The sequence below is a fragment of the Streptomyces fumanus genome (assembly GCF_014655295.1).
In the GTDB taxonomy this organism is placed as follows: domain Bacteria; phylum Actinomycetota; class Actinomycetes; order Streptomycetales; family Streptomycetaceae; genus Streptomyces; species Streptomyces fumanus.
In genome coordinates this window covers 524,497-549,462 of record NZ_BNBI01000003.1, presented here as the reverse complement: position 1 = coordinate 549,462, position 24,966 = coordinate 524,497, and the positions used below count along the sequence as shown (strand labels likewise).

The 24,966-nt window shown below is 73.7% G+C and carries 23 protein-coding genes and 2 pseudogenes; 10 read left to right on the top strand and 15 right to left on the bottom strand.

Features of this window, described 5'->3' with window-relative positions; all coding sequences use genetic code 11:
* Window positions 1–773, bottom strand: a 773-nt coding sequence (locus tag IE316_RS09480; RefSeq protein ID WP_190203720.1) for a maltotransferase domain-containing protein, incomplete at its 3' end; no start/stop codon positions are given.
* Between the two features lie 216 nt (window positions 774–989).
* Window positions 990–1,268: pseudogene (locus tag IE316_RS35420) on the bottom strand (DUF5133 domain-containing protein); the annotation flags it as partial.
* Window positions 1,269–1,537: 269 nt separating this feature from the next.
* On the opposite strand from IE316_RS35420, the gene IE316_RS09470 reads away from it, so the two are divergent.
* Both IE316_RS09470 and glgX read left to right on the top strand, forming a co-directional pair.
* On the top strand, window positions 1,538–2,053 hold the full coding sequence (locus IE316_RS09470; protein ID WP_190203718.1) for a pep a2: 516 nt from the start codon (window positions 1,538–1,540) through the stop codon (window positions 2,051–2,053).
* The gene (gene glgX / locus IE316_RS09465) at window positions 2,050–4,206 is read left to right on the top strand and encodes a glycogen debranching protein GlgX (protein ID WP_190203717.1); all 2,157 of its coding nucleotides are present in this window, start codon (window positions 2,050–2,052) and stop codon (window positions 4,204–4,206) included. Before IE316_RS09470 ends, glgX begins: the two co-directional genes overlap by 4 nt.
* Window positions 4,207–4,217: 11 nt before the next feature.
* Here glgX and IE316_RS09460 read toward each other — a convergent pair whose 3' ends face one another.
* A complete protein-coding gene (locus IE316_RS09460) occupies window positions 4,218–5,021 on the bottom strand; it encodes a VOC family protein (protein ID WP_190203716.1) in 804 nt (267 codons plus the stop codon).
* A gap of 225 nt (window positions 5,022–5,246) precedes the next feature.
* On the opposite strand from IE316_RS09460, the gene IE316_RS09455 reads away from it, so the two are divergent.
* Window positions 5,247–5,567: an ANTAR domain-containing protein gene (locus tag IE316_RS09455; protein ID WP_190203759.1), complete on the top strand. Its 321-nt coding sequence runs from the start codon at window positions 5,247–5,249 to the stop codon at window positions 5,565–5,567.
* Between the two features lie 45 nt (window positions 5,568–5,612).
* Here the strand turns inward: IE316_RS09455 and IE316_RS09450 are convergent, their stop codons facing one another.
* Window positions 5,613–6,407, bottom strand: coding sequence for an RNA polymerase sigma factor SigF (locus IE316_RS09450; protein WP_190203715.1), 795 nt, complete (start codon window positions 6,405–6,407; stop codon window positions 5,613–5,615).
* Window positions 6,408–6,717: 310 nt separating this feature from the next.
* On the opposite strand from IE316_RS09450, the gene IE316_RS09445 reads away from it, so the two are divergent.
* Window positions 6,718–7,239 carry a hypothetical protein gene (locus tag IE316_RS09445; RefSeq protein ID WP_190203714.1) on the top strand — a complete coding sequence of 174 codons (522 nt, stop codon included), beginning with the start codon at window positions 6,718–6,720 and terminating at the stop codon, window positions 7,237–7,239.
* A 9-nt stretch (window positions 7,240–7,248) separates the two neighbouring features.
* Here the strand turns inward: IE316_RS09445 and hemC are convergent, their stop codons facing one another.
* From hemC to IE316_RS09430, 3 genes are all read right to left on the bottom strand, one after another.
* The gene (gene hemC, locus IE316_RS09440; protein ID WP_190203713.1) at window positions 7,249–8,184 is read right to left on the bottom strand and encodes a hydroxymethylbilane synthase; all 936 of its coding nucleotides are present in this window, start codon (window positions 8,182–8,184) and stop codon (window positions 7,249–7,251) included.
* Between the two features lie 24 nt (window positions 8,185–8,208).
* The gene (locus IE316_RS09435; RefSeq protein WP_373311121.1) at window positions 8,209–8,973 is read right to left on the bottom strand and encodes an NPP1 family protein; all 765 of its coding nucleotides are present in this window, start codon (window positions 8,971–8,973) and stop codon (window positions 8,209–8,211) included.
* A 143-nt stretch (window positions 8,974–9,116) separates the two neighbouring features.
* Window positions 9,117–10,097, bottom strand: coding sequence for an ATP-dependent DNA ligase (locus IE316_RS09430; protein ID WP_190203711.1), 981 nt, complete (start codon window positions 10,095–10,097; stop codon window positions 9,117–9,119).
* Window positions 10,098–10,422: 325 nt separating this feature from the next.
* Between IE316_RS09430 and IE316_RS09425 the strand changes: the two genes are divergently transcribed.
* Window positions 10,423–12,837 carry a SpoIIE family protein phosphatase gene (locus IE316_RS09425; RefSeq protein ID WP_190203710.1) on the top strand — a complete coding sequence of 805 codons (2,415 nt, stop codon included), beginning with the start codon at window positions 10,423–10,425 and terminating at the stop codon, window positions 12,835–12,837.
* 16 nt (window positions 12,838–12,853) lie between these two features.
* Here the strand turns inward: IE316_RS09425 and IE316_RS09420 are convergent, their stop codons facing one another.
* Window positions 12,854–13,684, bottom strand: coding sequence for an aldo/keto reductase (locus IE316_RS09420; protein WP_190203758.1), 831 nt, complete (start codon window positions 13,682–13,684; stop codon window positions 12,854–12,856).
* A 176-nt stretch (window positions 13,685–13,860) separates the two neighbouring features.
* Here IE316_RS09420 and IE316_RS09415 point away from each other — a divergent pair, with 176 nt between their 5' ends.
* Entirely contained in the window at window positions 13,861–14,826 is a 966-nt protein-coding gene (locus tag IE316_RS09415; RefSeq protein WP_190203709.1) for a TauD/TfdA dioxygenase family protein, read from the top strand.
* 16 nt (window positions 14,827–14,842) lie between these two features.
* Here IE316_RS09415 and IE316_RS09410 read toward each other — a convergent pair whose 3' ends face one another.
* From IE316_RS09410 to IE316_RS09385, 6 genes are all read right to left on the bottom strand, one after another.
* Entirely contained in the window at window positions 14,843–15,676 is an 834-nt protein-coding gene (locus tag IE316_RS09410) for an MHYT domain-containing protein (protein WP_190203708.1), read from the bottom strand.
* A gap of 138 nt (window positions 15,677–15,814) precedes the next feature.
* Entirely contained in the window at window positions 15,815–16,570 is a 756-nt protein-coding gene (locus IE316_RS09405) for a dienelactone hydrolase family protein (protein ID WP_190203707.1), read from the bottom strand.
* Window positions 16,571–16,684: 114 nt separating this feature from the next.
* Window positions 16,685–17,305 (bottom strand): L-threonylcarbamoyladenylate synthase, encoded by a 621-nt coding sequence (locus tag IE316_RS09400; protein WP_190203706.1) that lies wholly within the window; start codon window positions 17,303–17,305, stop codon window positions 16,685–16,687.
* A 115-nt stretch (window positions 17,306–17,420) separates the two neighbouring features.
* Window positions 17,421–18,461, bottom strand: coding sequence for an NAD(P)-dependent alcohol dehydrogenase (locus tag IE316_RS09395; protein ID WP_190203705.1), 1,041 nt, complete (start codon window positions 18,459–18,461; stop codon window positions 17,421–17,423).
* 37 nt (window positions 18,462–18,498) lie between these two features.
* Window positions 18,499–19,275 (bottom strand): SDR family NAD(P)-dependent oxidoreductase, encoded by a 777-nt coding sequence (locus IE316_RS09390; protein ID WP_190203704.1) that lies wholly within the window; start codon window positions 19,273–19,275, stop codon window positions 18,499–18,501.
* A 7-nt stretch (window positions 19,276–19,282) separates the two neighbouring features.
* Window positions 19,283–19,948, bottom strand: coding sequence for a TetR family transcriptional regulator (locus IE316_RS09385; RefSeq protein ID WP_190203703.1), 666 nt, complete (start codon window positions 19,946–19,948; stop codon window positions 19,283–19,285).
* 203 nt (window positions 19,949–20,151) lie between these two features.
* Between IE316_RS09385 and IE316_RS09380 the strand changes: the two genes are divergently transcribed.
* The gene (locus tag IE316_RS09380) at window positions 20,152–20,385 is read left to right on the top strand and encodes a hypothetical protein (RefSeq protein ID WP_190203702.1); all 234 of its coding nucleotides are present in this window, start codon (window positions 20,152–20,154) and stop codon (window positions 20,383–20,385) included.
* Between the two features lie 322 nt (window positions 20,386–20,707).
* Window positions 20,708–22,366, top strand: a complete 1,659-nt coding sequence (locus tag IE316_RS09375; protein ID WP_190203701.1) for a catalase — start codon at window positions 20,708–20,710, stop codon at window positions 22,364–22,366.
* 1 nt (window position 22,367) lies between these two features.
* Here the strand turns inward: IE316_RS09375 and IE316_RS36190 are convergent.
* Window positions 22,368–22,622: pseudogene (locus tag IE316_RS36190) on the bottom strand (hypothetical protein); the annotation flags it as partial.
* A 292-nt stretch (window positions 22,623–22,914) separates the two neighbouring features.
* Here IE316_RS36190 and IE316_RS36435 point away from each other — a divergent pair.
* Together IE316_RS36435 and IE316_RS35410 are read left to right on the top strand one after the other, a co-directional pair.
* Window positions 22,915–23,472 carry an Imm49 family immunity protein gene (locus tag IE316_RS36435; protein WP_308438909.1) on the top strand — a complete coding sequence of 186 codons (558 nt, stop codon included), beginning with the start codon at window positions 22,915–22,917 and terminating at the stop codon, window positions 23,470–23,472.
* Between the two features lie 8 nt (window positions 23,473–23,480).
* On the top strand, window positions 23,481–24,053 hold the full coding sequence (locus tag IE316_RS35410) for an immunity 49 family protein (protein ID WP_229910286.1): 573 nt from the start codon (window positions 23,481–23,483) through the stop codon (window positions 24,051–24,053).
* The last annotated feature ends 913 nt before the right edge of the window (window positions 24,054–24,966 follow it).

The following is a 24,966-nucleotide window of genomic DNA, read 5'->3' as shown; positions in this document are numbered from 1 at the left end:
GTGTTGTTGGGGCCCTTGCGGTGGGTGGTGCCGATGGGGTGGATGGGCGGGAGGTAGACGACGTCGAAGCCCATGGCGGCGATGGCGGGCAGCCGCCGGGCGGCGGTGCGGAAGGTGCCGTGGGGGTTGTCGGGAGTGCCCTCGGAGCGGGGGAAGAACTCGTACCAGGCGCCGTACAGGGCGCGTTCGCGTTCCACCAGCAGCGGCAGCGGCTCGGAGGCCGTGACCAGCTCCCGCAGCGGATACCGCGCCAGCACCGCGTCCACCTCCGGGGTCAGCGCCGCCGCCAGCCGGGTCCGCACCGGCAGCTCGTCGTCGCGCAGGGCCGCCGCCGCGGCCCGCACCACCGCCCGCCCGGCCTTGCGCGGCACGCCCGCCGCGGCCCGCGCGAACAGCTCGGCGCCCTCCTCCAGGACCAGGCCCACGTCGATCCCCGCCGGGACCTTGATCCGGGCGTGGTGGCGCCAGGTGGCCAGCGGATCGCTCCACGCCTCCACCCGGTACGTCCACCGGCCCGGCCGGTCCGGGGTGACCTCGGCGCCCCAGCGGTCGGTGCCGGGGGCCAGTTCCCGCATCGGCGTCCACGGGCCGGGCCGGCCGTCGGGATCGCACAGGACGACATCGGCGGCCACCGCGTCATGCCCCTCCCGGAACACGGTGGCGGTGACCTGGAACGTCTCGCCCGCCACCGCCTTCGCCGGGCGCCTGCCGCCGTCCACCACCGGATGGACGTCCCGCACCGGAATGCGCCCGATCGTCGAAGTCGTCCTCATCGGCCTCTCACCTCCGCCGTTGCTCGGGGCCGGGCCCGGGGCCCGGCCAGGGGGTCAAGCCGCGCCGGAAGGGGTCTTCCGCCCCGACGGGGCAGGCCGGTCCTGGGCATGCCGGCCGGGGGACGGCCGGTCCTGGGACGGCCGGTCCTGGGACGGCCGGTCCTGGACATGCCGGTCCTGGGACGGCCGGTCCTGGACGGACCGTTCCTGCGTGAGCCGGTCCGGCGCCGGCGGGCCCCGCCGTGCCGCGCGGGCGGCGCGGGACCGGTCGTCCTGCTCGCGGGCGTGGGTCACCAGGGGCGGACGCAGATAGCGCTCGGCGGCGTCCGCGGCCTCCCGCGCGCACCGCTTGCCCATCAGCGCGCACAGGCTGTGCCCGGAGTCCTCGAAGGCGGCCCGCACCGAGCGGTCGGCGGGCGAGGCGAGCATCATCCGTTCCCGGGCCCGGTACCGCCGCAACTCCCGGGCGACCTCGGCTTTCGCAGGCAGCAGCATGGGGGCCCTCTGTCCTTCCGGGACTCGACGGAACGGGTGAGTACTTCACACATGGTGCACGGGTGACAACCCAGCGTCTTGTTGGATCTTCAACCATTCGGGGCGGGGGTCCCGGGGCCGGGCCGGCCGTCCGCTCGTGTTGCACGAATGGACTACTGCTCCCACGCTGGAGTGACTCAGAAGCGATGCCCGCTCACGCTTCGTGTTCGGGGGCCCGGTCCGCCAGGACCGGGAAGGAGCGAGAGCTTCGCGGTGAGGAGTCAACGACGATGAAGACCGCAGTCCCCCGCTACTACCACCTCGACGTGGAAGTCAGTCCGGAACGGGTCCGACAGGTCAGGCGCATCCTGGCCGCTCACCTGAGGTTCTGGGACCTGGAGAACCTCGTGCAGCCCGTCTGCGGCGGCGCCGAGATGCTGCTCCGGGCCATCGACGAGCACGCCGGCGACAAGCACACGTCGATCGAGCTGTGGTGGAACGGCCAGCACCTGATCACGGCCGTCGGGGGCAACGACCACGGACTCCGTCCCGATCAGGACCTGCGCGACTGCCTGGAGCACCTGGCCGCGACCAGCGACGGCTGGGGGTGCTGCGCCACCGACACCGGCACCAGGGTCATCTGGTTCTCGCAGCGCGCCCGGGCCGGCGAACGCGTCCCGCTGGTGCCCACGGCACCCACACCGATCACCCAGGAGGGGCTGGAATTGCCGCGTGAGATCATGCCGGTCGCCCAACTGGCCGACCGGACCGCGCTCGTCGACGGCCTCCTGGAGGAGGCCCGGTGACCGCCGCGAGGCCGAACTGGCAGGGCGTGCCCGTCTGGAGCGGGCACCCCTACCCCCTGGGCGCCGTCTACGACGGCCAGGGCACCAACTTCGCCCTGTTCAGCGAGGTTGCCGAACGCGTCGACCTGGTCCTCGTCGACGAGGACGGCACCCACAGCACCGTCCCGCTGCCCGAGGTCGACGGCTTCGTGTGGCACTGCTACCTCCCCGGGGTCGGCCCCGGCCGGCGCTACGGCTACCGCGTGCACGGCCCCTGGGCCCCGGCCGTCGGCCACCGCTGCAACCCGGCCAAGCTGCTGCTGGACCCGTACGCCCGCGCGGTGGACGGGACGATGGACGACCACCCCTCGCTGCTGGAGCGGACACCGGGCCGGCCCGACCCCGCCGACAGCGCCGGGCACACCCTGCTGGGCGTGGTCACCGACCCGTTCTTCGACTGGGGCGACGACCGCCCGCCCCGGCGGGCCTACGCCGACACCGTCATCTACGAGGCCCACGTCAAGGGCCTCACCCGCACCCACCCCGACGTACCCCCCGAACTGCGGGGCACCTACGCCGGGCTGGCCCACCCCGCGATCGTCGAGCACCTCACCTCGCTGGGGGTGACCGCGGTGGAGCTGATGCCGGTGCACCAGTTCGTGCACGACGGCGTCCTCCAGGCCCGCGGCCTGTCCAACTACTGGGGCTACAACACCATCGGCTTCTTCGCGCCGCACAACGGCTACGCCGCCCACGGCACCCGGGGCCAGCAGGTCACCGAGTTCAAGGCGATGGTCAAGGCGCTGCACGAGGCCGGCCTGGAAGTCATCCTCGACGTGGTCTACAACCACACCGCCGAGGGCAACGAGCAGGGCCCCACCCTCTCCTTCCGGGGCATCGACAACGCCTCGTACTACCGCCTGGTCGACGGTGACTGGCAGCACTACTACGACACCACCGGCACCGGCAACAGCCTGCTGATGCGGCACCCCTACGTACTCCAGTTGATCATGGACTCGCTGCGGTACTGGGTGACCGAGATGCACGTGGACGGGTTCCGCTTCGACCTCGCGGCCACCCTGGCCCGGCAGTTCCACGAGGTGGACCGGCTCTCGGCGTTCTTCGACCTGATCCAGCAGGACCCGGTGATCAGCCGCGTCAAGCTGATCGCCGAGCCCTGGGACGTCGGCGAGGGCGGCTACCAGGTGGGCAACTTCCCCCCGCTGTGGTCGGAGTGGAACGGCAGGTACCGCGACGCCGTACGGGACTTCTGGCGCGGCGAGGACCACACGCTGGGCGAGTTCGCGTCCCGGCTGACCGGCTCCTCCGACCTGTACCAGCACAGCCGGCGCCGCCCCCGCGCGAGCGTCAACTTCGTCACCGCGCACGACGGTTTCACCCTGCGCGACCTGGTCTCGTACAACGACAAGCACAACGAGGCCAACGGCGAGGACAACGCCGACGGCGAGAGCCACAACCGGTCCTGGAACTGCGGCGCCGAGGGCGACACCGACGACCCGGCGGTGCTGGAGCTGCGCGCCCGCCAGCAGCGCAACCTGCTGGCCACCCTGATGCTGTCGCAGGGCATTCCGATGCTCTGCCACGGCGACGAGCTGGGCCGCACCCAGCGCGGCAACAACAACGCCTACTGCCAGGACAACGAGATCTCCTGGATCGACTGGCGGCTCACCGGGGAACAGCGCGGCCTGCTGGAGTTCACCCGGCACGTCATCGGCCTGCGCGCCGCCCACCCGGTGCTGCGGCGCCGGCGCTACTTCCGCGGCGAGACCGTCACCCACGCCGGCCAGCCGCTGCCCGACCTGGTGTGGCTCCAGCCGGACGCCCGGGAGATGACCGACGACGACTGGCAGCGCTCCGACGCGCACGCCGTCGCGGTCTTCCTCAACGGTGACGCCATCGCCGAACCCGATCCGTGCGGCCGGCCCGTGGTGGACGACTCCTTCCTGCTGCTGTTCAACAGCCACTGGGAGCCGACCCGCTTCCGGCTGCCCGACGACACCTACGGCGAGCGCTGGACCACCCTGGTCGACACCGCCGACCCCGAGGGCGTCCCCGACGAGACCGAGCACAAGGCCGGCACGGTGGTCACCGTGGAGCCGCGCAGCCTGGTGCTGCTGTCCCGGCCCTCCCGCTGCGGCCGGTCCGGCCGGTGACCGGGATGGGGTCAGCGTCCGCGGCGCGCGGTGACCGTGAACGGCGCGCCGTCGGGATCGCGCAGCACCGCCTCGCCGGCGGCCTCGGACAGGACGCTGCCGCCGTGCAGTTCCGCGGCCCGTGCGCAGGCGGCGACGTCCGCGGCGAAGAAGTGCACCTGCCAGTGCGGCCGGATGGTCGGATCGGGCGCCGCCTCCAGCGCGCCGGACTCGATCCGCGCCACCACGTCCCCGTTGCTGCGCAGCACCACCTCGCCGCCCTCGTAGCCGACCTCGCAGGCGCCGGGGCGGCCGGAGGCCCAGTCCAGCACCTCGCCGTAGAAGATGGCGGCGTCGAAGGCGTCCCGGGTGTGCAGCTTGATGAAGGCCGGCTGGGCGCGCCGCCAGGTCTCCCAGTCGGTGAACAGCTCGCCCTCCCAGACGCCGAAGGTGGCGCCGTCCCGGTCGGCCAGCAGCGCCGCCCGGCCCGGCGGCAGCGAGATCGGCCCGACCGCCGAGGTGCCGCCGCGCTCCTGCACCCGCCCGGCCGCCTGGTCCGCGCTGGTCACGGCGAAGTACGGGGTCCAGGCCACCGCCATCTGCCACATGGTGGCGACCGCCGCGATCCCGGCGACCGGCGCCCCGTCGGCCAGCGCGATCCGGAAGCTGTCGCCGAGCCGGGCGGGCCGCCACTGCCAGCCCAGCACCGCGGAGTAGAACTCCTCGGTGGCCTTCAGATCCCGGCTGGTCAGACTCACCCAGCAGGGCGCCCCGAACACGGACCGGGTGGTCAGGCGGTCCGTGGCACCGGCGGGAGAGGTCGTGTCGTGATTCATGGCAGTCGCGTCCTGGTCTCGTCCACCGGCAGTCACCGGCTCGCGTACCAGTGTCCAGCCGGACCGGCTGGGGGCGCCTGCCGAGTACCCCGACGGAACCAGCGAAACGGCGGCGTATCGCCCCGTACGGCTCAGTGGCAGGGAGGGTGACCAGTGACGACGACGGACGCGGCGAAGCGGCACCGAGCGGCACGGACGGCGGGACGCCGTACCCCGCAGACGGGCGTGTCCCGGGACGGGGCGCCGGACCCGGCGGACGAACTGCGCGAGCAGGTCCGCCAGCTCCAGCAGGCGGTGGTCTCGCACGCCGTGGTCGACCAGGCGATCGGCATGGTCGTCGCGCTCGGCCGGGTGACGCCGGACCAGGGCTGGGCGGTGCTGAAGGAGGTCTCCCAGCACACCAACGTCAAACTGCGCAGTGTCGCGGAGCTGATCCTGGCCTGGGCACGCACCGGCGCCCTGCCGGCCGAGATCCGGGCCGCCCTGGAGGAGGCCCTGGACCGGCACGGCCCCACCCAGATACCGGGCGCGCCGCCGCCGTGGTGACCGGGCCCGGCCGCGCGGCGCCGGGGCGCGGCCGGCCGGGCCCGGTCAGCGGGGCTCGGTGAGGATCTCCTCGCGGAGCTGCGCGAAGCAGCCGCTGAGCAGCCGGGAGACGTGCATCTGGGAGATGCCGAGCTGCCGCGCTATGTGGCTCTGCGTCATCCCCCGGAAGAAGCGCAGGTAGAGGATGGTCCGCTCGCGCTCGGGCAGCGCCTGCAGACAGGGCCGTACGGCGACCCGGTCCACCACGGTGTCGAAGGCCGGGTCGACCGCGCCGAGCGCGTCCCCGAGGGCGTAGCCGTCGGTGCCGGGCATCTCCGCCTCCAGCGACAGCGCGGTGAAGCACTCCAGGGCCTCCAGGCCGGTGCTCACCTCCGCCGCGGTGAGCTGCGCGTGCTCGGCGATCTCCGCGACCGTGGGGGCGCGTCCCGGGGTGGTCTGGGCCAGCTCCTTCGCCGCGCGCCGCACCCGGTTGCGCAGGTCCTGGACCCGCCGGGGGACGTGCAGCGTCCACATGTGATCGCGGAAGTGCCGTTTGATCTCGCCGGTCACGGTCGGCACGGCGTACGCCTCGAAGGCGTGGCCGCGGGCCGGATCGTAGTGGTCGACGGCCTTGACCAGGCCGAGGGCCGCCACCTGGTACAGGTCCTCCAGGCTCTCCCCGCGGCCCCGGAAGCGGACGGCGATCCGTTCGGCCATGGGCAGCCAGACCCGGATCAGCTCGTCCCGCAGCGCCTTGCGCTCCGGGCCCTGGGGCAGTCCGGCGAGGCGCTCGAAGTCCGCGCTCGTGTCCGGCGCGTCGTCATGCGGGTGAGGCTTGGTTCTGCCGGCGATACGCGTCATGCGCACCTCCTTCAGCAGGGGTCCGAAGCGCTTCCATGCGCATTCCCGGATACACATATTGCCAAACAATCACCCATATAGCAGGACATAAGGTCCGCGAAGCGGAGCAGGAGGCTCCGTACCCGCCCGGAACGTGATGTGCGGCACGCCCCGTCCGGGGCCCGCGGGCGGCCGCCGGGGGATCGTTCCTGCGCAGCGCTTGATCACCGAGCAAAACGGGCGAACTCCCTGGCCACGGCCCATTCCGCGCATTTGACAGTGCACTGAGCACACAGATAGGAAGCAGCTCCAAGAGGTCGAGAGGTGTACCGTGTACGAGCCGAACGTGGTCGGGGACTGGCAGGAGTACGACGATCACCCCGGACTGCGGGTCCGCGTCCACCGGGTCGAGCGGGCCGAGCCGCCGCGCGGGCGGGACGAGGCCGCGGAGGGGCTCACGTACTTCCGGGTCCGGGTGACCGCCGAGAACCGCGGCGAGCGGAAGTTCGGCATCCATCTGGAGGACGGTCAGATCGACGTGCGGATCGGCCCCGACGGCGAGGCCGCGTTCCTGGACTGGCGCAACTCCCGGTTCGTCGAGGGCTTCGACGTCTATCCGCTGCGCCGGGTCACCGCCGTGCTCTACGCGGCCGGCCCGGAGGCCGAACTGGACCGGGTCGACGTCCAGGTGCAGTTGCGGGTCGACGAGGAGTGGACCGGCCGGGCGCTGTGGACCGGCGGCGTCGGACCGGACGCACCGGCCGCCGGCGGCTGCCCGGCCGCCGGGCGCGAGGAGCTGGCGCACCAGATCGGCGCATTCCTGCGCGACCAGGCCGAGGAGGGCACCGCCTGACGACAGGCCCTAGTGCGGGATGCCGTCGATGATCTCGCGGGCGCCCTGGCGCAGCAGGGAGACGGCGACCGAGGTGCCCAGGGTGGCCGGGTCGAGCCGGCCGGCCCACTCGTGGGCGTTCAGCCGGGTCTTGCCGTCCGGGGTGAACACACAGGCGCGCAGGGAGAGTTCGCCGGTGCGGTCGACCCGGGCGTAACCGGCGATCGGGCTGTTGCAGTGGCCCTGGAGGACGTGCAGGAACATGCGTTCGGCGGTGGTCTCGCGGTGGGTGTCCGGGTGGCCCAGGCCGCTGACCGCGTCGATCAGCCGGTGGTCGTCCTCCCGGCACTGGAGCGCCAGGACGCCCGCGCCGATCGGCGGCATCATCGTCTCGGGCGGGAGGATCTCGCTGATCACATCGGTCCGGCCGATGCGCTCCAGCCCGGCGGCCGCCAGCAGCAGCGCGTCCGCCTCGCCGTCCGCCAGCTTGGCGAGCCGCCGGTTGGCGTTGCCGCGGAACGGTACGCACCTCAGATGCGGGTGGGAGGCGGCCAGTTGGGCGACCCGGCGCACCGAGGAGGTGCCGATCCGGGTCCCGGCCGGCAGTTCGTCCAGGGTGAGCCCGCCGGGGTGGACCAGGGCGTCGCGGATGTCGTCGCGGCGCAGGAACGCGGCGAAGACCGTGCCCGCCGGCAGCGGCCGGTCGGCGGGCACGTCCTTGACGCAGTGCACCGCGAGGTCCGCCTCGCCGGCCAGCAGCGCGGCGTCGACCTCCTTGGTGAAGGCGCCCTTGCCCTCGACCCGCGCCAGATCGCCCAGCCACTTGTCACCGGTGGTCCGCACCGGCACCACCTCGGTGCGCACCCCGGGGTGCAGGGCCGCCAGCTCGCCCTGGACGCGCGCCACTTGGGCGAGCGCCATGGGCGAGTCACGGGAGACGATCCGGATCAGTTCGGGAACGGTCATGCGGACACGATAGTGGCCCTCGGGTCAGGCACCCGCGTTGAAGGAGATGCCGGCGGGCTTCGCGGCCGTCAGATGGGAGGCGAAGCTGCCGTCCTTCAGACCGAAGTTCGCGCTGCCGAAGTCGTAGGAGCTGAGCTTCTCGCGCACCCCGGCCGGGTAGCCGTTCCAGCCGACCAGCGGCGGGTACTGCCAGGTGCCCTTGTGGTTCTCCGGCGGCTCGTCGCCGGAGGTGGCCAGGCGGAAGCAGTGGGTGCTGATGCCGTCCTTGTGGTAGACGATCTTGGCGTGCGTGCCGTCGAAGCGGACCGCCGAGCGGGCGTGCACGGTGAACGAGCCGTGGTTGGAGGTCGACACGTACTGCACCTGGCCGTCCCGCACCCACACCACGACGTGCTCCCAGTCGTGCCGGTGGCCGCCGAGGCTGCTGCCGGGCAGTGCCTGGTCCTTCTCGAAGTACAGGCCGTACAGGTAGGCGCACCAGCCGTTGTCGCACTTGGCGCGCGAGTAGCTGTTGGTGTTGTCCAGGTCGGCGGCGTCACGGCAGTTGCCGTTGAGCGCGCCGGTCGGGTTCAGGCCGGCGTTGACCGTGCCGTCCGCGCTGATGGCGGGCGTGGGGTAGCACCCGTCCGTGTCGTAGTCGAAGGCCGGCTGGTACGTCAGCTCGGCCGCCTCCGCGTTGGCGGGCAGCGCCGGGGGCGGGGCGGCGAAGGCGGTGGCGGGGAAGGCGACGACCAGGGCGACGGCTCCGGCGACCGTGGTCAGCCATCTCCCGCGGCGGGTCCGGGACATGCTCGGCGACACTGCGTCCTCCTCATGGGCGCAGCCCAACGGCTGTGGGGGGCGGGGGAGTTCAGAATCCCGTCCTTGCCCAGCCGTGCCAAGAGGGCGTGGGCGTCCCCGTGATGAAGATCAGCCCAACTGTTGTGCTCGCGTCACACCAGATCGTCGGGGACGTCCGCCGCCGACTCCTCCGGCGCCAGGTCCGGACGCAGCCGCAGCCAGGACGGCTGACGCAGCATCCCCTCCCGGGTACGGGTGCTGTAGCGGACCTCGCCCACCAGCCGGGGCACCACCCAGCGGGCCCCGGGCACGGCCGGCACGGGATCGAACGGGCACCGGTCGGTGCCGGCGGCGCGCAGCAGCCCGGCCAGCTCGGTGCGCTCGGCCTCGCTCCAGCCGGTGCCCACCCCGCCGACGTACCGCAGCTTCCCCCCGGCGCGCTGGCCGACGAGGACGGCGCCGGGCAGCCCGGTGAGCCGGCCCCGGCCCGGCAGCCAGCCGCCGATCACCACGTCCTCGCTGCGCATGTTCCGGATCTTGATCCAGGCCCGGGAGCGGACCCCCGGCTCGTACACCGAGTCCAGCCGCTTGCACACCAGCCCCTCCAGGCCGTGCTCGCGGGTGGCGCGCAGCGCCTGCTCGCCGTGGCCGACCAGGGCGGCCGGGGTCGACCAGGACGGCCCGTTCAGCCCGAGGCCCGCCAACTGCTCCCGCCGGTCGGTGTAGGGCCGGCGCAGCAGGGAGTGGCGGCCGAGGTGCAGCGCGTCGAACAGCACGAGGTGCACCGGGACGGTCGCCGCCCGGTGCGCGGCCCGGCCGGGGGAGTGGGCGAGGCCCATCCGGGACTGGAGCAACTGGAAGTCGGCCCGGCCCTCGGCGTCCAGCGCCAGCACCTCGCCGTCCAGCACGGCGGGGGTGGCGCCGACCGCCGCGCCGAGGGCGTGCAGCTCCGGATAGGCGCCGGTGATGTCCTGCCCGGACCGGGCGCGCAGCCGCACACTGCCGTCGCCGGGCAGGTACGCCACCACGCGCTGGCCGTCCTGCTTGGTCTCGTAGGCCCACCGGGCGTCCTGCGCGGGGGGCGGCAGCGACCCGGGCGTGGCCAGCATGGGAGGAATCAGCGGCAGCTCCACGCCTGAAGATCTCGCCCCACCACCCCACCCCCACGCCCCCCACCCCCCACTTTCCCCTGAACGCCACGACCGACGCCCACCCACTCGCCCCCAGGGACGCGGCCCAGCCCCACGACCGACGCCGCCCCACTCGCCCTCAGGAACGCGGCCCAGCCCCACGACCGACGCCCACCCACTCGCCCTCAGGGGCGCGGGGAACTGCGCGCCCAGCCCCCACCACCCCGCACCCGAACCACCTCCGAACCCACCCCCCACCACACCCCCCGACCGCCACCGGCACCCCTCCCGGTTGAGAGCCGGCCGCAAAGGGATGATCCTGGACGACATGGAGCAGGCCCCCGCTGCGGCGATCGTCGACGCCCACGGCACGGTGACCGGGTGGAGCGAGGGCGCCCGGCGGCTGACCGGCTACCCGGCCGAGGAGGCCGTGGGCCGACCCGCCCGGGAGCTGCTCGCCGGGGACCCCCCACCCGGCGCCACGCCCCCCGGCGCCACCGCACCCGGCGCCACGCCCCCCGGCGCCACCGCACCCGGCGCCACGCCCCCCGGCGCCACCGCGCCGCCGCGCACCGTCCTGATCCGGCACCGCGACGGCTCGACCGTGGCACTGACCCTGCGGAGCTGGCCGCTGCTCGCCGCGGACGGCACCCCCGGCGGTTACGCCATCACCGCCGAGCACCCCGGCGAGCACCCCTTCGTCCTCACCGGCGAAACGTTCCGGCAGGCATCCCTGTCGATGTCCGTGCACGACACCCGGCAGCGCTACCTCCGCGTCAACGACACCGCCCTGCGCCGGATGGGCCTGACCGAGCGGGAGCTGATCGGCCGGCCGCTGCCGGAGGTCATGGCGGGCGTCGACGCCGGCGGCCCCGACTTCCGCCGGCATCTGCGGCAGGTCACCGACACCGGCCGGCCCGTGCGCTACGAGACCTTCACCCCCGCCTCCTCCGTCCTCGGCGAACAGGCGTGGATCATCGAGATGTGGCCGGTCCGCGACCCCTCCGGCGAGGTGACCGCCGTCGCCGTCGCCGGCCTGGAGAGCACCGAACAGCACCGCGCCCGCCAGCGCCTCGGCCTGCTGAACGCCGCCGCGGCCGGCATCGGCACCACCCTCGACGTCGTCCGCACCGCGGAGGAACTCATCGAGTTCCTGGTGCCGCGCCTGGCCGACTTCGCCAGCGTCGACCTGCTCGACTGGGTACTGAGCGCCGACGAGCCGTACGCGGTGGCCGCCGAGGACCTCGTGCTGCGCCGGGTCGCCCACCGGGTCACCGCCCAGGGCCCGAGGCAGACCTCCGTCCGCCTCGGCGACAGCGGCGTCTACCCGCCGTACTCCGCGCCCGCCCGCGCGGTCCGCGAGGCCCGGCCGGTGCTCACCGGGCCGGGCGACCCCGACTTCGACCGCTGGGTGCGGGTCCGCAACGAACAGGCCCCCGACCAGCGCGGCTTCCGCGACAGCATCCGCTCCACCCTGGCCGTGCCGCTGCTGGCCCGCGGCACCACCCTCGGCGTGATGGTCCTGGCCCGCGCCGCCGGCGAACAGCCGTACGTCGCCGACGACGTGGTCCTCGCCGAGGAGCTCGCCAGCCGCGCCGCCGTCAGCGTGGACAACGCCCGCCGGTTCGCCCGGGAACGCGCCACCGCGCTGGCCCTCCAGCACAGCCTGCTGCCCCGGGGCATGCCCGGACAGGCCGCCGTCGAGGTCGCCCACCGCTATCTGCCCTCCCGGTCGGCGGCCGGCATCGGCGGCGACTGGTTCGACGTGATCCCGCTCTCCGGCAGCCGGGTCGCCCTCGTCGTCGGCGACGTGGTCGGCCACGGCATCCCGTCCTCGGCGACCATGGGCCGTCTGTGCACCGCCGTGCGCACCCTCGCCGACGTCGACCTGCCGCCCGACGAACTCCTCACCCACCTCGACGACCTGGTCAGCCACCTCGCCTCCGACGACGGCGACGGGGAGGCCGCCGAACTCGGCGCCACCTGCCTCTACGCCGTCTACGACCCCGTCTCCCGCCGCCTCGCCCTGGCCGCGGCCGGCCACCCCGCGCCCGCCCTGCTCCGGCCCGACGGCACCGCCCGGCCGATCCCGATGACCGCCGGGCCGCCGCTCGGCGTGGGCGGGATGCCGTTCGAGGCGACGGAAGTCCAGCTCCCGGAGGGCTCCGTGGTCGCCCTCTACACCGACGGGCTGATCGAGGGCCGGGACCGCGACCTCGACCGCGGCACCGAGGAGCTGTGCCGCGCCCTGACCGCGCCGGCCGCCTCGCTGGACGCCATGTGCGACAACGTCCTGAAGACGGTGCTGCCCGAGGAACCCGGCGACGACGTCGCCCTGCTGCTGGCCCGCACCCGCGCGCTCGGCGCCGACCAGGTCGCCACCTGGGACGTCCCACCCGACCCGGCGCGGGTGGCCGCCGTCCGGCAGTCCGCCACCGACCGGCTCACCGCCTGGGGCCTGGACGAGACCGCCTTCGTCACCGAACTGGTCGTCAGCGAACTCGTCACCAACGCCATCCGGCACGGCGAACCCCCCATCCAGCTCCGCCTCATCCGGGACCGCACCCTCATCTGCGAGGTCTCCGACGCCAGTTCCACCTCCCCGCACCTGCGCCGCGCCCACGCCTACGACGAGGGCGGCCGGGGCCTGCTGCTGGTCGCCCAGCTCACCCAGCGCTGGGGCAGCAGGCAGACCGGCACCGGCAAGACCATCTGGGCCGAGCAGCCGCTGCCGCCGTGCTGAGCCCGCCCCGGCCGCCTCAGAACTCCTCGTGCGTCTCCGGGTCCCCGCCCAGCCGCCGGTGGGCCCGGTCGGCGACGGCCCGCATCTGGTCCGCGTCCAGCTCGAAGCCGAAGACGTCCGCGTTGGCGCGCTGCCGCGCCGGGTCGGCGGACTTGGGGATGGGGACCGCGCCGAGCTGGACGTGCCAGCGCAGCACCGCCTGGCCGGGCGTCACCCCGTGCGCCTCGGCGACCGAGCCGATCACCGGGTCGTCCAGCAGGCCGCCGCCGCGGCCCAGCGGGCTCCAGCTCTCGGTCCGCACGCCCTTGCGTTCGTGGAAGGCGCGCAGCTCCTCCTGCGGCAGCAGCGGGTGCAGCTCGATCTGGTTGACGGACGGCAGCACGCCCGTCTCCTTCTCCAGCCGCTCGATGTGCTCCGCCGTGAAGTTGGAGACCCCGATCGACCGGACCAGTCCCCGCTCCCGCAGCTCGATCATGGCCTTCCAGGAGTCCACGTACTTGTCCACGCGGGGCAGCGGCCAGTGGATCAGGTACAGGTCCACGTAGTCCAGGCCCAGGCGGGCGCGGGACTCCTCGAAGGAGGCGAGCGTCTCCCGGTGACCGTGGTGCCGGCCGGGCAGCTTGGTGGTGACGACGATCTCCTCGCGCGGTACGCCCGAGGCGGCCAGGGCGCGGCCGACGCCCCGCTCGTTGCGGTAGTTGGCCGCCGTGTCGATGAGCCGGTAGCCCATGGCCAGGGCCTCGGCCACCGCCCGCTCCGCCTCCGCGTCGTCCATCGGCCAGGTGCCGAGCCCCAGGGCGGGCAGTGCCGTGCCGTCGTTGAGCGGATGTGCCGGGATGCTGATCACCACGTAGAACCTTCCGTCGTGCGGGTACGGGCGCGGCGGCCGTCCGGCGCCGCCCCCCAAGCCTCCGCGACGAGGCGGCCGTGATCAACCGCACCCGCCGGGCACCGTGGCCGGCGGCGGCCCGGCCTGTCACGATCACGGGTGGACACCGGCACGGACGACCGAGCGGAGCGCGCATGACGACGGACAGGACCCCGCGGGACCGGGCCACGGGCATCGGGATCCGGCCCGCCGCCGGGCACATCGGCGCCGACATCACCGGCGTCGACCTGGCGGCCGGGCTCGACGAGGCGCAGACCGCCGCGATCCGGGCCGCGGTGCTGCGCTGGAAGGTGGTGTTCTTCCGTGGCCAGCAACTGGACCACGCCGGACACGTCGCCCTCGCCCGGCGGTTCGGCGAACCGGTGGTGCTGCCCCGGCGCGGCAGGGCCTCGCCGCCGGACGTCCCGGAGATCGAGACCACCGCCGACCGGCTGGAGCTGGGCGGCCGGTTCGGCATGGCGCACGACGAGTGGCTGGCCCGCCGCCGGCACACCCTGCTGCGGGGCTGGCACTGCGACCACGGCGCCCGGGTGGACCCGCCGGCCGCGACGATCCTGCGCGCCGAGACCGTACCCCCGTACGGCGGCGACACCACCTGGGCCAATCTGGCCGCCGCCTACGCCGGACTGTCCGCGCCGCTGCGGCGGTTCGTGGACGGGCTGCGGGCCGAGCACCGGCTCGGCGTCGGCTACCAGCCCCGGCCGGGCGACGACGCCTATGTCCGGCACCTCCTGGACCACCAGACCGCCACCGTCCACCCGCTGGTCCGGGTCCACCCGGAGACGGGGGAGCGGGTGCTGTTCGTCAACGGCTACTACGTCGAGCAGATCACCGGCCTGTCCCGCCCCGAGAGCCGGGCCGTGCTGGAGCTGCTGCTGGAGCAGGCGACCCGGCCCGAGTACACGGTCCGCTTCCGCTGGGAGCCGGGCAGCGTGGCCTTCTGGGACAACCGGGCCACCATCCACCTCGCCCCCGCCGACACCGCCCACCTGGACCACCCCCGGATCATGCACCGGGTGATGCTGGCCGGAGACGTCCCCGTCGGCGTCGACGGCCGCCCCTCGGAGGCGATCACCGGCAGCGCGCCCGGACGCTGGTGACGCGGCGGCGCGGGCGTCAGCCGCGGTGGCCGAAGGACCGGTGCGCGCCCCGCGGCCGGCCCCCGGCGGGCCGCACGGCGGCCGCGCGGGAGCGGCGGCCGGCCGGCCGCCGCCCCTCGGACTCGCCCAGGACGAGCAGCGGGTCGAACATCACCACCGCCCCGGCCACCACCAGGAAGACCACCGGGCCGAGCAGCATCGGCAGCAGCGTGGCCGGCGAGTCACCGGCCCAGGAACCGCCGCTGTGGTGCACCTGGACGCTGACCGCGGACATCGCCGTGTAGTGCATCCCGGACACGGCCACGCCCATCACCAGGCTGGCCCCCAGGCTCGCCAGGAACCCGCGCACCGTGACCGCCGCCCACAGCGCCGCCGTCGCCGCGGCGACCGCGATCACCACCGACAGGGCGACGGTGACGGTGTCGTAGCGTATGTCGCCGTCCAGGCGCAGCGCCGCCATGCCCAGGTAGTGCATGGAGGCCACCCCCAGCCCGGTGACCGCCCCGGCGAGTACCAGCGTGCCGGGCCGGGAGCCGCGGTGGCCGACCGCGAACAGGCCGGCGCCGACCACGGCGATCGCCACGGCGAGGCTGAGCAGGGTGAGACCGGCGTCGTAGCGGACCCGGGTCTCCGCGACCTGGAAGCCCATCATGGCGATGAAGTGCATCGTCCAGATGCCGCAGCCGATCGCCGCGGCGCCCAGCGCGAGCCAGCCCGGCTTCCGCGGCCGGGCGCCGGACAGCGACCGGACCGTGCAGCGCAGCCCCAGCGCCCCGCCCAGACAGGCCATCGCATAGGCCGCGACGGGCGTGACCAGCCCGTACCGGAACCCGTCGACCGTGCCCTCCATACGCCAACTCCCCCCAGAGCCATGGCCCTTGTGGCTGGAACCACATCTACGGGGACCGGCGTGCAATTGCAAGAGCCCGCCGCGGCCGACCTGGAACGCCCCTCGGGGTGGAGCCCGGGACCCTGCTTCCGGGCTTCCTCAGAACGTCCGCTTCAGCAGGTCGAGCAGCGCCGCCCAGTGCCGCTCGGCCGCCTCCGCGTCGTACGCGGCGGTGTCGGCCTGGGTGTAGCCGTGGCGCGCGCCCTCGTAGACCTCGCAGCGGTGCCGGACCCCGGCGGCCGTCAGCGCCGCCTCCAGCCGTTCCTGCTGCTCCGGCGGCATGCCCTGGTCCTGGTCGGCGTGGGCGAAGTAGAGCTCGGCGGTGATCCGGTCGGCCAGCAGGTGCGGGCTGTCCGGCTCGTCGGTCGCCAGGTGCCCGCCGTGGAAGCCGGCCGCCGCCGCCACCCGGTCCGGGTGGCTGCCCGCGGTCAGCAGGGCGAGCCGGGCGCCCAGGCAGTACCCGGTCAGCGCCACCGGCCCGTCGGCCGCTGCCGGGCACCGCTCCAGGTACCGCAGGTAGGCGCCCGCGTCCCGCACGGCCGCCTCGGTGGTGAGGGACATGAAGACCGGGCCGAGCCGCTCGAAGATCTCCGGCCGCGCCACCGGGTCGATGAACTCGGGCAGCTCCACGACCGGCGCCCGCCCGTGCCGGTAGAACACGTTGGGCACCAGCACGGTGTAACCGGCGCCGGCCAGCCGGTCCGCCATGGCCCGCAGGTGCGGCCGGAGTCCGAAGGCGTCCATGTAGAACAGGACCGCGGGACGCGGCACCCCGTCCCCGGGATGGACCAGATACGCGTCGGCGGTGCCGTCCTCGGTGGGGACGTCGACAGCGGTTCCCTGTACGGCGGTCATGGCTCGCCTGCCTTCCTGTGGGGGTGTGTCGCACGGTCCGTCCGCGAGCCGGGCGGACGGTGGTCATCGTGGCACGCCCGGCCGCCGCCCGCGCCACCCGCCCCCGCGGCCCGGCTACTCGAACCGGGAGGTGTCGCCCGCGCCCCGGCGGACGATCTCGGCCTCGCCGCCCGAGAAGTCCACCACGGTCGTCGGCTCGGTCCCGCAGTCGCCGGAGTCGACCACCGCGTCCAGCACATGGTCGAGGCGGTCCTTGATCTCCCAGCCCTGGGTCAGCGGCTCCTCCTCGCCGGGCAGCAGCAGGGTGCTGGACAGCAGCGGCTCACCGAGCTCGGCGAGCAGGGCCTGGGCGACCACGTGGTCGGGGATGCGCACGCCGACGGTCTTCTTCTTCGGGTGCTGGAGCATCCGCGGCACCTCGCGGGTCGCGGGCAGGATGAAGGTGTAGCTGCCGGGCGTGGACGCCTTGATCGCCCGGAACACGTCGTTGTCGATCCGTACGAACTGCCCGAGCTGCGCGAAGTCCTGGCACACCAGGGTGAAGTGGTGCCGGTCGTCCAGGTGCCGGATCGACCGGATGCGGTCCACGCCGTCACGGCTGCCGAGCCGGCAGCCCAGCGCGTAGCAGGAGTCCGTGGGGTACGCGATCAGCGCGTCCGCGCGGATGCTGTCGGCGACCTGCGCGATGCTGCGCGGCTGCGGGTTGTCGGGGTGCACGTCGAAGTACTTCGCCATCCGCCGAGCTTATGCCCGCTCCCGCGCGGCGGCCGAACGGACCCGGCCCCCGCCCGGACCAGGCGTACGGCGGGGCGCGACCGGCCGGGGGACCGGTCGCGCCCCGCAAGGAGGGTCAGCCGCCCGGCAGGATCACCGCACGGCCGTTGACCTTGCCCTCGTGCAACCGCTCGTACGCCAGCGGCGCCTCGTCCAGCGAGTACGTCTCGGTGTGCACCGACACCGCGCCCGAGCGGGCCAGCGCCAGCACCTCCAGCAGCTCGCTCCGGCTGCCCCAGTACGGCGCCGACACCGACACCTCGAACGGCGTCAGCCCGAAGCCCACCGGGAGCGGCGCGCCGCCGATGCCGACCAGCGTCACGTCGGCCTCCACGCCCGCCACGCCGGCGGCGGTCTTGACGGTGGGGGCCACGCCGACGAAGTCGAACACGGCCTGCGCGCCGACCGGTCCGGTGATCCGGCGGACGGCCTCGACGGCCCCGGCGTCCGACAGCACCGTCTCGTGCGCGCCGACCTCGCGGGCCAGGCGCAGCTTGTCCTCGGCGACGTCGAGGGCGACGACCCGGGCGGAGGTGAGGGCGCGCAGCAACTGGATGGCGACGTGCCCGAGGCCGCCGGCGCCGATCACCACCGCCGTGCTGCCCGGCACCAGCTTGGGCAGCGACTTCTTGATGGCGTGGTACGGGGTGAGGCCCGCGTCGGTCAGCGGTACCGCCGCGACCGGGTCGAGGCCGTCCAGCGGGACCAGGTGCCGGGGGTCGTCGACCAGGAGGTACTCGGCCATGGCGCCGGGCCGGCCGAGGCCGGGTGGGTGGATGCCCAGCTCACCGGCGCGCAGGCAGTAGTTCTCCTTGCCCTCGGCGCACTTGGCGCAGGTCCCGCAGCCCCAGGGGCCGTAGACGGCGACCGCGTCGCCCTCGGCGAGCCCGGTCACCCCGGCGCCCAGCGCGGCGACCGTGCCGACGCCCTCGTGGCCGAGGGTGAGCGGCAGCTCGTACGGGAAGCCCTCGGCGGGCCAGCTCATCACGGCGATGTCGGAGTGGCACACGCCGGCGGCGGTGACCTTCAACAGCACCTGGCCGGGTCCGGGTTCCGGGTCGGGGACCGTGACCACCTCGGGGGGTGCCCCGACGGTGCGGTACTGCAGTGCCTTCATGGTGGACTCCCTTGTTCTCCCCCGTCGGTGGGGTGGCTCAGACGGCGGTGTAGGCGCCGTCGACCAGGTGGTAGCCGCCGGTGACGAAGGACGCCCGGTCGGACAGCAGGAAGGCGATCAGCTCGGCGACCTCCTCGGGGCGGCCGAGGCGGCCGGCCGGGTGCCGGGCGACCAGGCCGGCGTAGGCGTCCTGGTCCATGGCCGCGAGCAGCGGGGTCTCGATGAAGCCGGGGCCGACCGAGTTGATCCGGATGCCCTGGGCGGCGTACTCGGCGGCGGCGGTCCTGGTCAGGCCGACCACGCCGTGCTTGGCGGCGACGTAGGCGGGGGAGCCGGGGAAGCCGACCGAGCCGAGGATGGAGGCCACGTTGACGATGGCGCCGCCCCGGCCGGCCGCCATCACGGGCAGTTCGTGGCGCAGGGAGTAGAAGACGCCGTCGAGGTTGGTGCGGATCACGCGGTCGTAGGCGGCGATGTCGTACTCGCCGGTGGGGGCGCTGGGGCCGCCGATGCCGGCGTTGTTCACGGCGAGGTCCAGGCCGCCGAAGGTGTCGGTGGTGAACCGCACGGCCGCCTCGACGGACTCCGGGCGGGTGACGTCCAGGTCGACGGCGGCGGCCTCGATGCCCTCGGCCTTCAGTCCGGCGGCGGCCTGCTCGGCGCCCTCGGCGTTGTAGTCGGCGACGACGACCTTCGCGCCGCCGGCGCCGAGGCGGCGGGCGGTGGCCAGGCCGATGCCGGAGGCGGCGCCGGTGACGAACGCGGTGCGGCCGGTGAACTCGGCGGCGAAGTCGGTGATGTCCGAAGTGGTCATGGTGCGGTCACTCTTCCGTGGTGCTGTGGGCGGTCGCGGCTGCGACCTGGTCGGTCAGGGCGTCGTAGGCCCGCTCCACCAGGGCGGCGAGGTCTCCGGCTCCCGGGTGGTGCTCCCCGCCGCGGGCCCAGAGGCGCAGGGCGGCGACGAGGACTCCGGCGGCGGCGTCGACGACGGCGGCCGGGCGGACGTCCCCGAGGGCGTCGGTGCCGAGCCGTGCGGCGACGATCCGGACCGACTCCTCCTGGGCGTCGACCCGGATGCGCTGGTAGGCGGCGAACAGGGCGGGCTCGGTGTCGACCAGGGCCAGCAGCGCGCGCATCCGCGGACGCGTGTGCCAGGGCGGGTCCCGCCGGTCGGTCAGCCAGTCCCGGACCGCCGCGCGATAGGCGAGCAGCGGGGGCTCGGCGGCGGGGCGGGCCCGCAGCAGGGCGTTGATCCGGTCGCCGTCGCGGCGCACGAAGTCGAGGGCGGCCTCCTCCTTGCCGGTGAAGTACCGGCTGAAGGTGCGGCGCGTGACGTCCGCGCGGTCGGCGATGGCCTCCACCGTGGTCGCCGCCGGGCCCTGCTCCAGGAACAGGTCGCAGGCGGCGGTGGCGAGCGCGTCGCGGGTCCGCCGCGCCTTGCGCCGCCGCCGGTCGTCCGGGTCGTCCAGGGGCTTCGTCGCCGTCATGAGCCCACCGTACACCCGAAAATGTCCCACTGGGACATGTGTCCCGGTGGGACATTGCGGGGGTGGCCGAATCGCTCGGTCGCCCGGCGCGCGGCCGGTTCCGCGCGGTGTGCCCGGTCCCGGCCCGGGTACCCGGGCGACCACGGACGGGGGACGCAAGGAACGGCGGACACAACGGACGACGCACCCAGGAGGAGGACCCCATGACCAGCGCGGAGACCGGCGGCGTCACCGGCACCCAGGACAAGGACTACAACCTGGTCTGGTACGTCGAGTCGTGCCTGAGCAACGCGCTGCGGCTGGAGAGCTACATCAAGGACGCCGAGCGCGAGAAGGACACCGAGGTCGCCGAGCTGTTCCGCAAGGCGCAGGCGGACAGCCGCAAGGGCGCCGAGCTGGGCAAGGAACTGCTGCGCGCCCGCCTGAACGACCGGTGACGACCGCTCACCGCGCGGCCCGGGCCCCCGTACCGACGGGGTGCCCGGGCCGTCGCGCGGGATGCCGCCGTACCCCGGCCGCCGCCGCCCCGGGAGGGTGAACGGCCCGGGGCGGTCCCGCCCGCGGTGACCCGTCGTCATGGCTCCACGATGCGCCGACCGGCGGTGTCCGGCCGGTCGCGGGGTACGCGAGGGCATGCGAGTGTCGCAGGTGACTGACGTCCCGGGGCCGGGTACCCGGGCCGCCCACGCGACCGGCCGACGGCCGCTTCCGCCGCGATGCCCTCCGGGCGGCGGCCACGAGTCGAAGGAGCTCAGCGACATGACCGACGTAGCCAGCCAGGGATCCGCCGCCGGCGACGACCGCGAGGTGCTCACCAACCGGCAGGGGCATCCCGTCTACGACAACCAGAACCAGCGCACGGTCGGCGCCCGCGGGCCCGCCACGCTGGAGAACTACCAGTTCCTGGAGAAGATCAGCCACTTCGACCGGGAGCGCATCCCCGAACGGGTGGTGCACGCCCGGGGCGTCACCGCGTACGGCTTCTTCGAGGCGTACGGCGCCTGGGGCGACGAGCCGATCGACCGCTACACCCGGGCCAAGCTGTTCCAGGAGCGCGGCAAGCGCACCGACGTGGCGGTCCGCTTCTCCACCGTCATCGGCGGCCGCGACTCCTCCGAGGCGGCCCGCGACCCGCGCGGCTTCGCCGTGAAGTTCTACACCGAGGACGGCAACTGGGACCTGGTCGGCAACAACCTGGGCGTCTTCTTCATCCGGGACGCCATCAAGTTCCCGGACGTCATCCACGCCCTCAAGCCCGACCCGGTCACCTTCGAGCAGCAGCCCCGGCGCATCTTCGACTTCATGTCGCAGACGCCCGAGTCCATGCACATGCTGGTCAACCTGTTCAGCCCGCGCGGCATCCCCGCCGACTACCGCCATATGCAGGGCTTCGGCGTCAACACCTACAAGTGGGTGAACGCGGCCGGGGAGACCAAGCTGGTCAAGTACCACTGGATGCCCAAGCAGGGCGTGCGCAGCATGACCGAGGAGGACGCCGCCAACGTCCAGGCGAACGCCACCGGCCACGCCACCAAGGACCTCTACGAGGCCGTCGCCCGCGGCGACCACCCGGAGTGGGAGCTGCTCGTCCAGATGATGGACGACCACGACCACCCGGAGCTGGACTTCGACCCGCTGGACGACACCAAGACCTGGCCGGAGCAGGACTTCCCGCCCAAGCCGGTCGGCCGGATGGTGCTGGACCGGATGCCGGAGAACTTCTTCGCCGAGAACGAGCAGATCTCCTTCGGCACCGGCGTCCTCGTCGACGGCCTGGACTTCTCCGACGACAAGATGCTGGTCGGCCGGACCTTCTCGTACAGCGACACCCAGCGCTACCGGGTCGGCCCGAACTACCTTCAGCTCCCCGTCAACCAGGCCAAGAACGCCACCGTGCGCACCAACCAGCGCGACGGCCAGATGGCGTACCACCAGGACGGCGGCGGCGAGAACCCGATCGTCAACTACGAGCCGTCCATCACCGGCGGTCTGCGCGAGGCCCAGTACCCCACGCACGACGAGCAGGGACCGGAGATCCGCGGCCGGGTCACCCGCAAGCGCATCCCGCGCACCAACGACTACCTCCAGGCCGGGCAGCGCTACTGCCTGATGGAGCAGTGGGAGCGCGACGACCTGGTGAAGAACTTCGTCAACCTGCTCTCGCAGTGTCCCCGCCCGATCCAGGAGCGGATGGTGTGGCACTTCCTGCTGGTCGAGAACGACCTCGGGCTGCGCGTCGGCGAGGGCATCGGCATCAGCCCCGAGGACGTGGCCGGACTGGAGCCGCTGGCCAGCCAGGACCTCACCGACGAGGACCGCAAGCGGCTGGCCGACCTCGGCAACAACCCGCCGCGCGACGTGGAGGGCCTCACCATGACCCACTGCGTCCCCGACGAGCGGCACGTCGTGACCCGGTGACTCACCCCCGGGACAGCGCCGCCCGCGCCACCGCGAGGGCCTGTTCCGCGTAACCGCGTCCGAACAGCACGGCGTGCACCAGCAGCGGGAAGAGCTGGTGCACGCCGACGCGTTCCGGCCGGCCCCCGGCGAGCGGCGCCACCTCCCGTGGGGGCGCGATGGGATGGGTGCAGGTGCTGCCGTCGGCGGTGCCCGGCCTGGGTGGTGATGTGGCCGGGCACCCAAGTAACGCGAGTGGGCGGGGCTGCGTTCGCCGGCGAGCGGTGTCGCGGGGCCGTGCACGGACCGGGAGCGGTGAGGCGCAGACACCGGGCGGCCGCCCCCGGATCTCCCTGTCGGTACGGGCACCTACGCTGTCCCGAGAAGCCGATTGTGTCGGCTGCGCGTGAGGACTTCACGAACGAACGTCGGCACGGGCTACGACGCGGGCGACGACGCCCCCGTGGAGCACTTCAGCCCCCGGACGTAGGTCGACGCGCTCTGCCTGGCCGTCCTCCGGGGCAAGGGCGCCGACCGCACCGGCCGAGGTCGCCGCCGTCGACGCCGCCCTGCGACGGATCCGTGTCCGCGCCGACGAGACCGGCGAGCCACTGCTCGACCAGCCGGACAGCACGGCCCTGCGCACGCTGCGCGCCCTGGCCGCCGGGGACCGCCCGGCCTTCGACGCCGCGCTGACCGAGGTGCTGCTGGCCCACCCCCGCCTGCACGCAGGCTCCTCGGCCGCACCGAGCAGCCTGCTTCCGCTGGTCCCCCTCGCCCTGGCGGCGCTGACGTACCGGACGCGGGGCTGGACGCCTGCCGTGCGCACCGACGCGCTCACCTCCACCGACGACGAGCCGCCCTCCTTCTCGGCGCTGGTGTGGGCCCTGGACGATCAGGAGCGCCTGTTCAAGTGGCGTGCGGCTGCCCCCGGCGGCGTCACGGACGCCGTGCTCGCCGGCCTCCGGCTCGTCTCCCGGACGGCGTCGGCCGTCTTCCGGATGGCCCTCGCCGAGCCCGGGACCGAGGTGGAGGTGACCCTCGACGGTCGCCCGCTGCGCTACCGGGCCCGGCGGGGCGAAGCCGCCGGCCCGGCGCCTGGCACAGGGCCACGTCCCTCGCCCTGATCACGGGCGTGCGCGAGGACCTGGCGCCCCTGGTCCTCACCGGACCCCTGTCCACCGGGCCGGACGGCTCCGCCTTCGCCGCGTACCGGAAGGCCCTGCACGCCTACTTGAGGGGCACGGATCCCGAGCGGGCCGCCCGACGGGCGCTGGACCAGGACGAGAAGGCGAAGGACCGGGGCTTCGCCATGCCGCCGGCCGTACTGCTGTCCCAGCTCGTGGAGGGCGACGAGGAGAGCTTCGACCTGGCCCTCGCCGACGCCCTCGAAGCCCACCATGCCTCCTCCCAGGTCGCCGACCGCGCCGACGATCCCGACGCGGGCATCAACCTCGACATCCTGGGTCTGGCCGCTCACGCCCGCCGCCGTGGCTGGGCCGTCCGCGTCGAGTCGCCGTACCTCCAGCAGAGTGTCCTGTGGGAAGCCCGACCGTTGAGAGGTACGGGGCCGGGTTCCCGGGCTCCCGCCGCCACTTGCCGAACCTTTACCGCGCCGAGCCCGGGAACCGCGACCGACCTCGACCACTTCCCATCGGGTATGACCGTGTGGAACGGCAGTTCGGATCGGTTTATGGGCGGCGGTTGACAACGTTCGCGGGGGTCTCCAGGCCGACCAGCAGCGTCTACTCCGCCGCGCCGAACCCGGCTCCCCGCCTTGTGCTACCCGGAGTTGGACGGGACGCTGCAGTGCGGCCGCAGGAGGACATGATCCTCGGCTACATCATCTGGCGGAAAAAAATGCGCGTCCGCTGACACCTTCGGGCAGCAGGAAAGCGGGCGAATGTCGGCGGATGCGGATATGTGTATCGACATGAGCCGGAGAGGCGCCGCTGATTCGCCGGCAGCCGCGTGCGCCTGGGGATTCGTCCGTTCCCGGTGACGGTTCCCCAGCAGCGCGCAGTGAAGCGCTCGTTGACAAGCAAGCGGCCGTCCGGGCCGCTGTCGGCACCTCCTCCCGGTGCTACCCGGAGAGGCTCCGCAGCCCGCGCTCCGGTGGGAAGTGACCTGCCCGGGCAGGGCAGGCGGCGGCGGACGGCAGCGCTGTCAATCCCTCGATCCGGCCGAGTCGGTGGGCCCTCCGGCGGCCGTCGTGCGACCCGGACGGCGGCTCGGGGAGGTGGTACACGGGGAGTCTGGACGCGCGCCGATTTTTCTGCCACACCCCGGGTTTGAGTGTGAAACGGCGGGATACACGCGGTCATTGGCGGGTTGCTGAACGGCCACCCCCTTCGATCTCGAGGGGTTGCCTTCCGGTGACCCAACGTGAAAACTGTGAGCGCACTCGGCCCGGACGAACTGTGTCGAAGCGCATTCTTCACTCGTACGACGTGAGACAGGGGAGTCCGCGCAGAGCCGCTGCGCGTGAGAGATCACTGGGGGGACGTAGTGGTGTCTGCAAGGTGTCCTGGCCGCAGGGTGCCGGGCCGCGCACGTGCGGGTCGGTCCGCCGCCCGGCGGGCGTCCGGCCCGCTCGCGACCGCCGCCCCGCCGTCCCCGTT

What these genes read in the sequence shown, in the direction of transcription:
- IE316_RS09375 (WP_190203701.1), top strand. Translation starts at nt 20,708, where the DNA reads ATGACCGACGTAGCCAGCCAGGGATCCGCCGCCGGCGACGACCGCGAG.
- IE316_RS09470 (WP_190203718.1), top strand. Translation starts at nt 1,538, where the DNA reads ATGAAGACCGCAGTCCCCCGCTACTACCACCTCGACGTGGAAGTCAGT.
- IE316_RS09380 (WP_190203702.1), top strand. Translation starts at nt 20,152, where the DNA reads ATGACCAGCGCGGAGACCGGCGGCGTCACCGGCACCCAGGACAAGGAC.
- IE316_RS09400 (WP_190203706.1), bottom strand. Translation starts at nt 17,305, where the DNA reads ATGGCGAAGTACTTCGACGTGCACCCCGACAACCCGCAGCCGCGCAGC.
- IE316_RS09390 (WP_190203704.1), bottom strand. Translation starts at nt 19,275, where the DNA reads ATGACCACTTCGGACATCACCGACTTCGCCGCCGAGTTCACCGGCCGC.
- IE316_RS09410 (WP_190203708.1), bottom strand. Translation starts at nt 15,676, where the DNA reads ATGGAGGGCACGGTCGACGGGTTCCGGTACGGGCTGGTCACGCCCGTC.
- IE316_RS09425 (WP_190203710.1), top strand. Translation starts at nt 10,423, where the DNA reads ATGGAGCAGGCCCCCGCTGCGGCGATCGTCGACGCCCACGGCACGGTG.
- IE316_RS09460 (WP_190203716.1), bottom strand. Translation starts at nt 5,021, where the DNA reads ATGAATCACGACACGACCTCTCCCGCCGGTGCCACGGACCGCCTGACC.
- IE316_RS09405 (WP_190203707.1), bottom strand. Translation starts at nt 16,570, where the DNA reads ATGACCGCCGTACAGGGAACCGCTGTCGACGTCCCCACCGAGGACGGC.
- IE316_RS09415 (WP_190203709.1), top strand. Translation starts at nt 13,861, where the DNA reads ATGACGACGGACAGGACCCCGCGGGACCGGGCCACGGGCATCGGGATC.
- IE316_RS09450 (WP_190203715.1), bottom strand. Translation starts at nt 6,407, where the DNA reads ATGACGCGTATCGCCGGCAGAACCAAGCCTCACCCGCATGACGACGCG.
- hemC (WP_190203713.1), bottom strand. Translation starts at nt 8,184, where the DNA reads ATGACCGTTCCCGAACTGATCCGGATCGTCTCCCGTGACTCGCCCATG.
- IE316_RS09395 (WP_190203705.1), bottom strand. Translation starts at nt 18,461, where the DNA reads ATGAAGGCACTGCAGTACCGCACCGTCGGGGCACCCCCCGAGGTGGTC.
- IE316_RS09385 (WP_190203703.1), bottom strand. Translation starts at nt 19,948, where the DNA reads ATGACGGCGACGAAGCCCCTGGACGACCCGGACGACCGGCGGCGGCGC.
- IE316_RS09435 (WP_373311121.1), bottom strand. Translation starts at nt 8,973, where the DNA reads ATGTCCCGGACCCGCCGCGGGAGATGGCTGACCACGGTCGCCGGAGCC.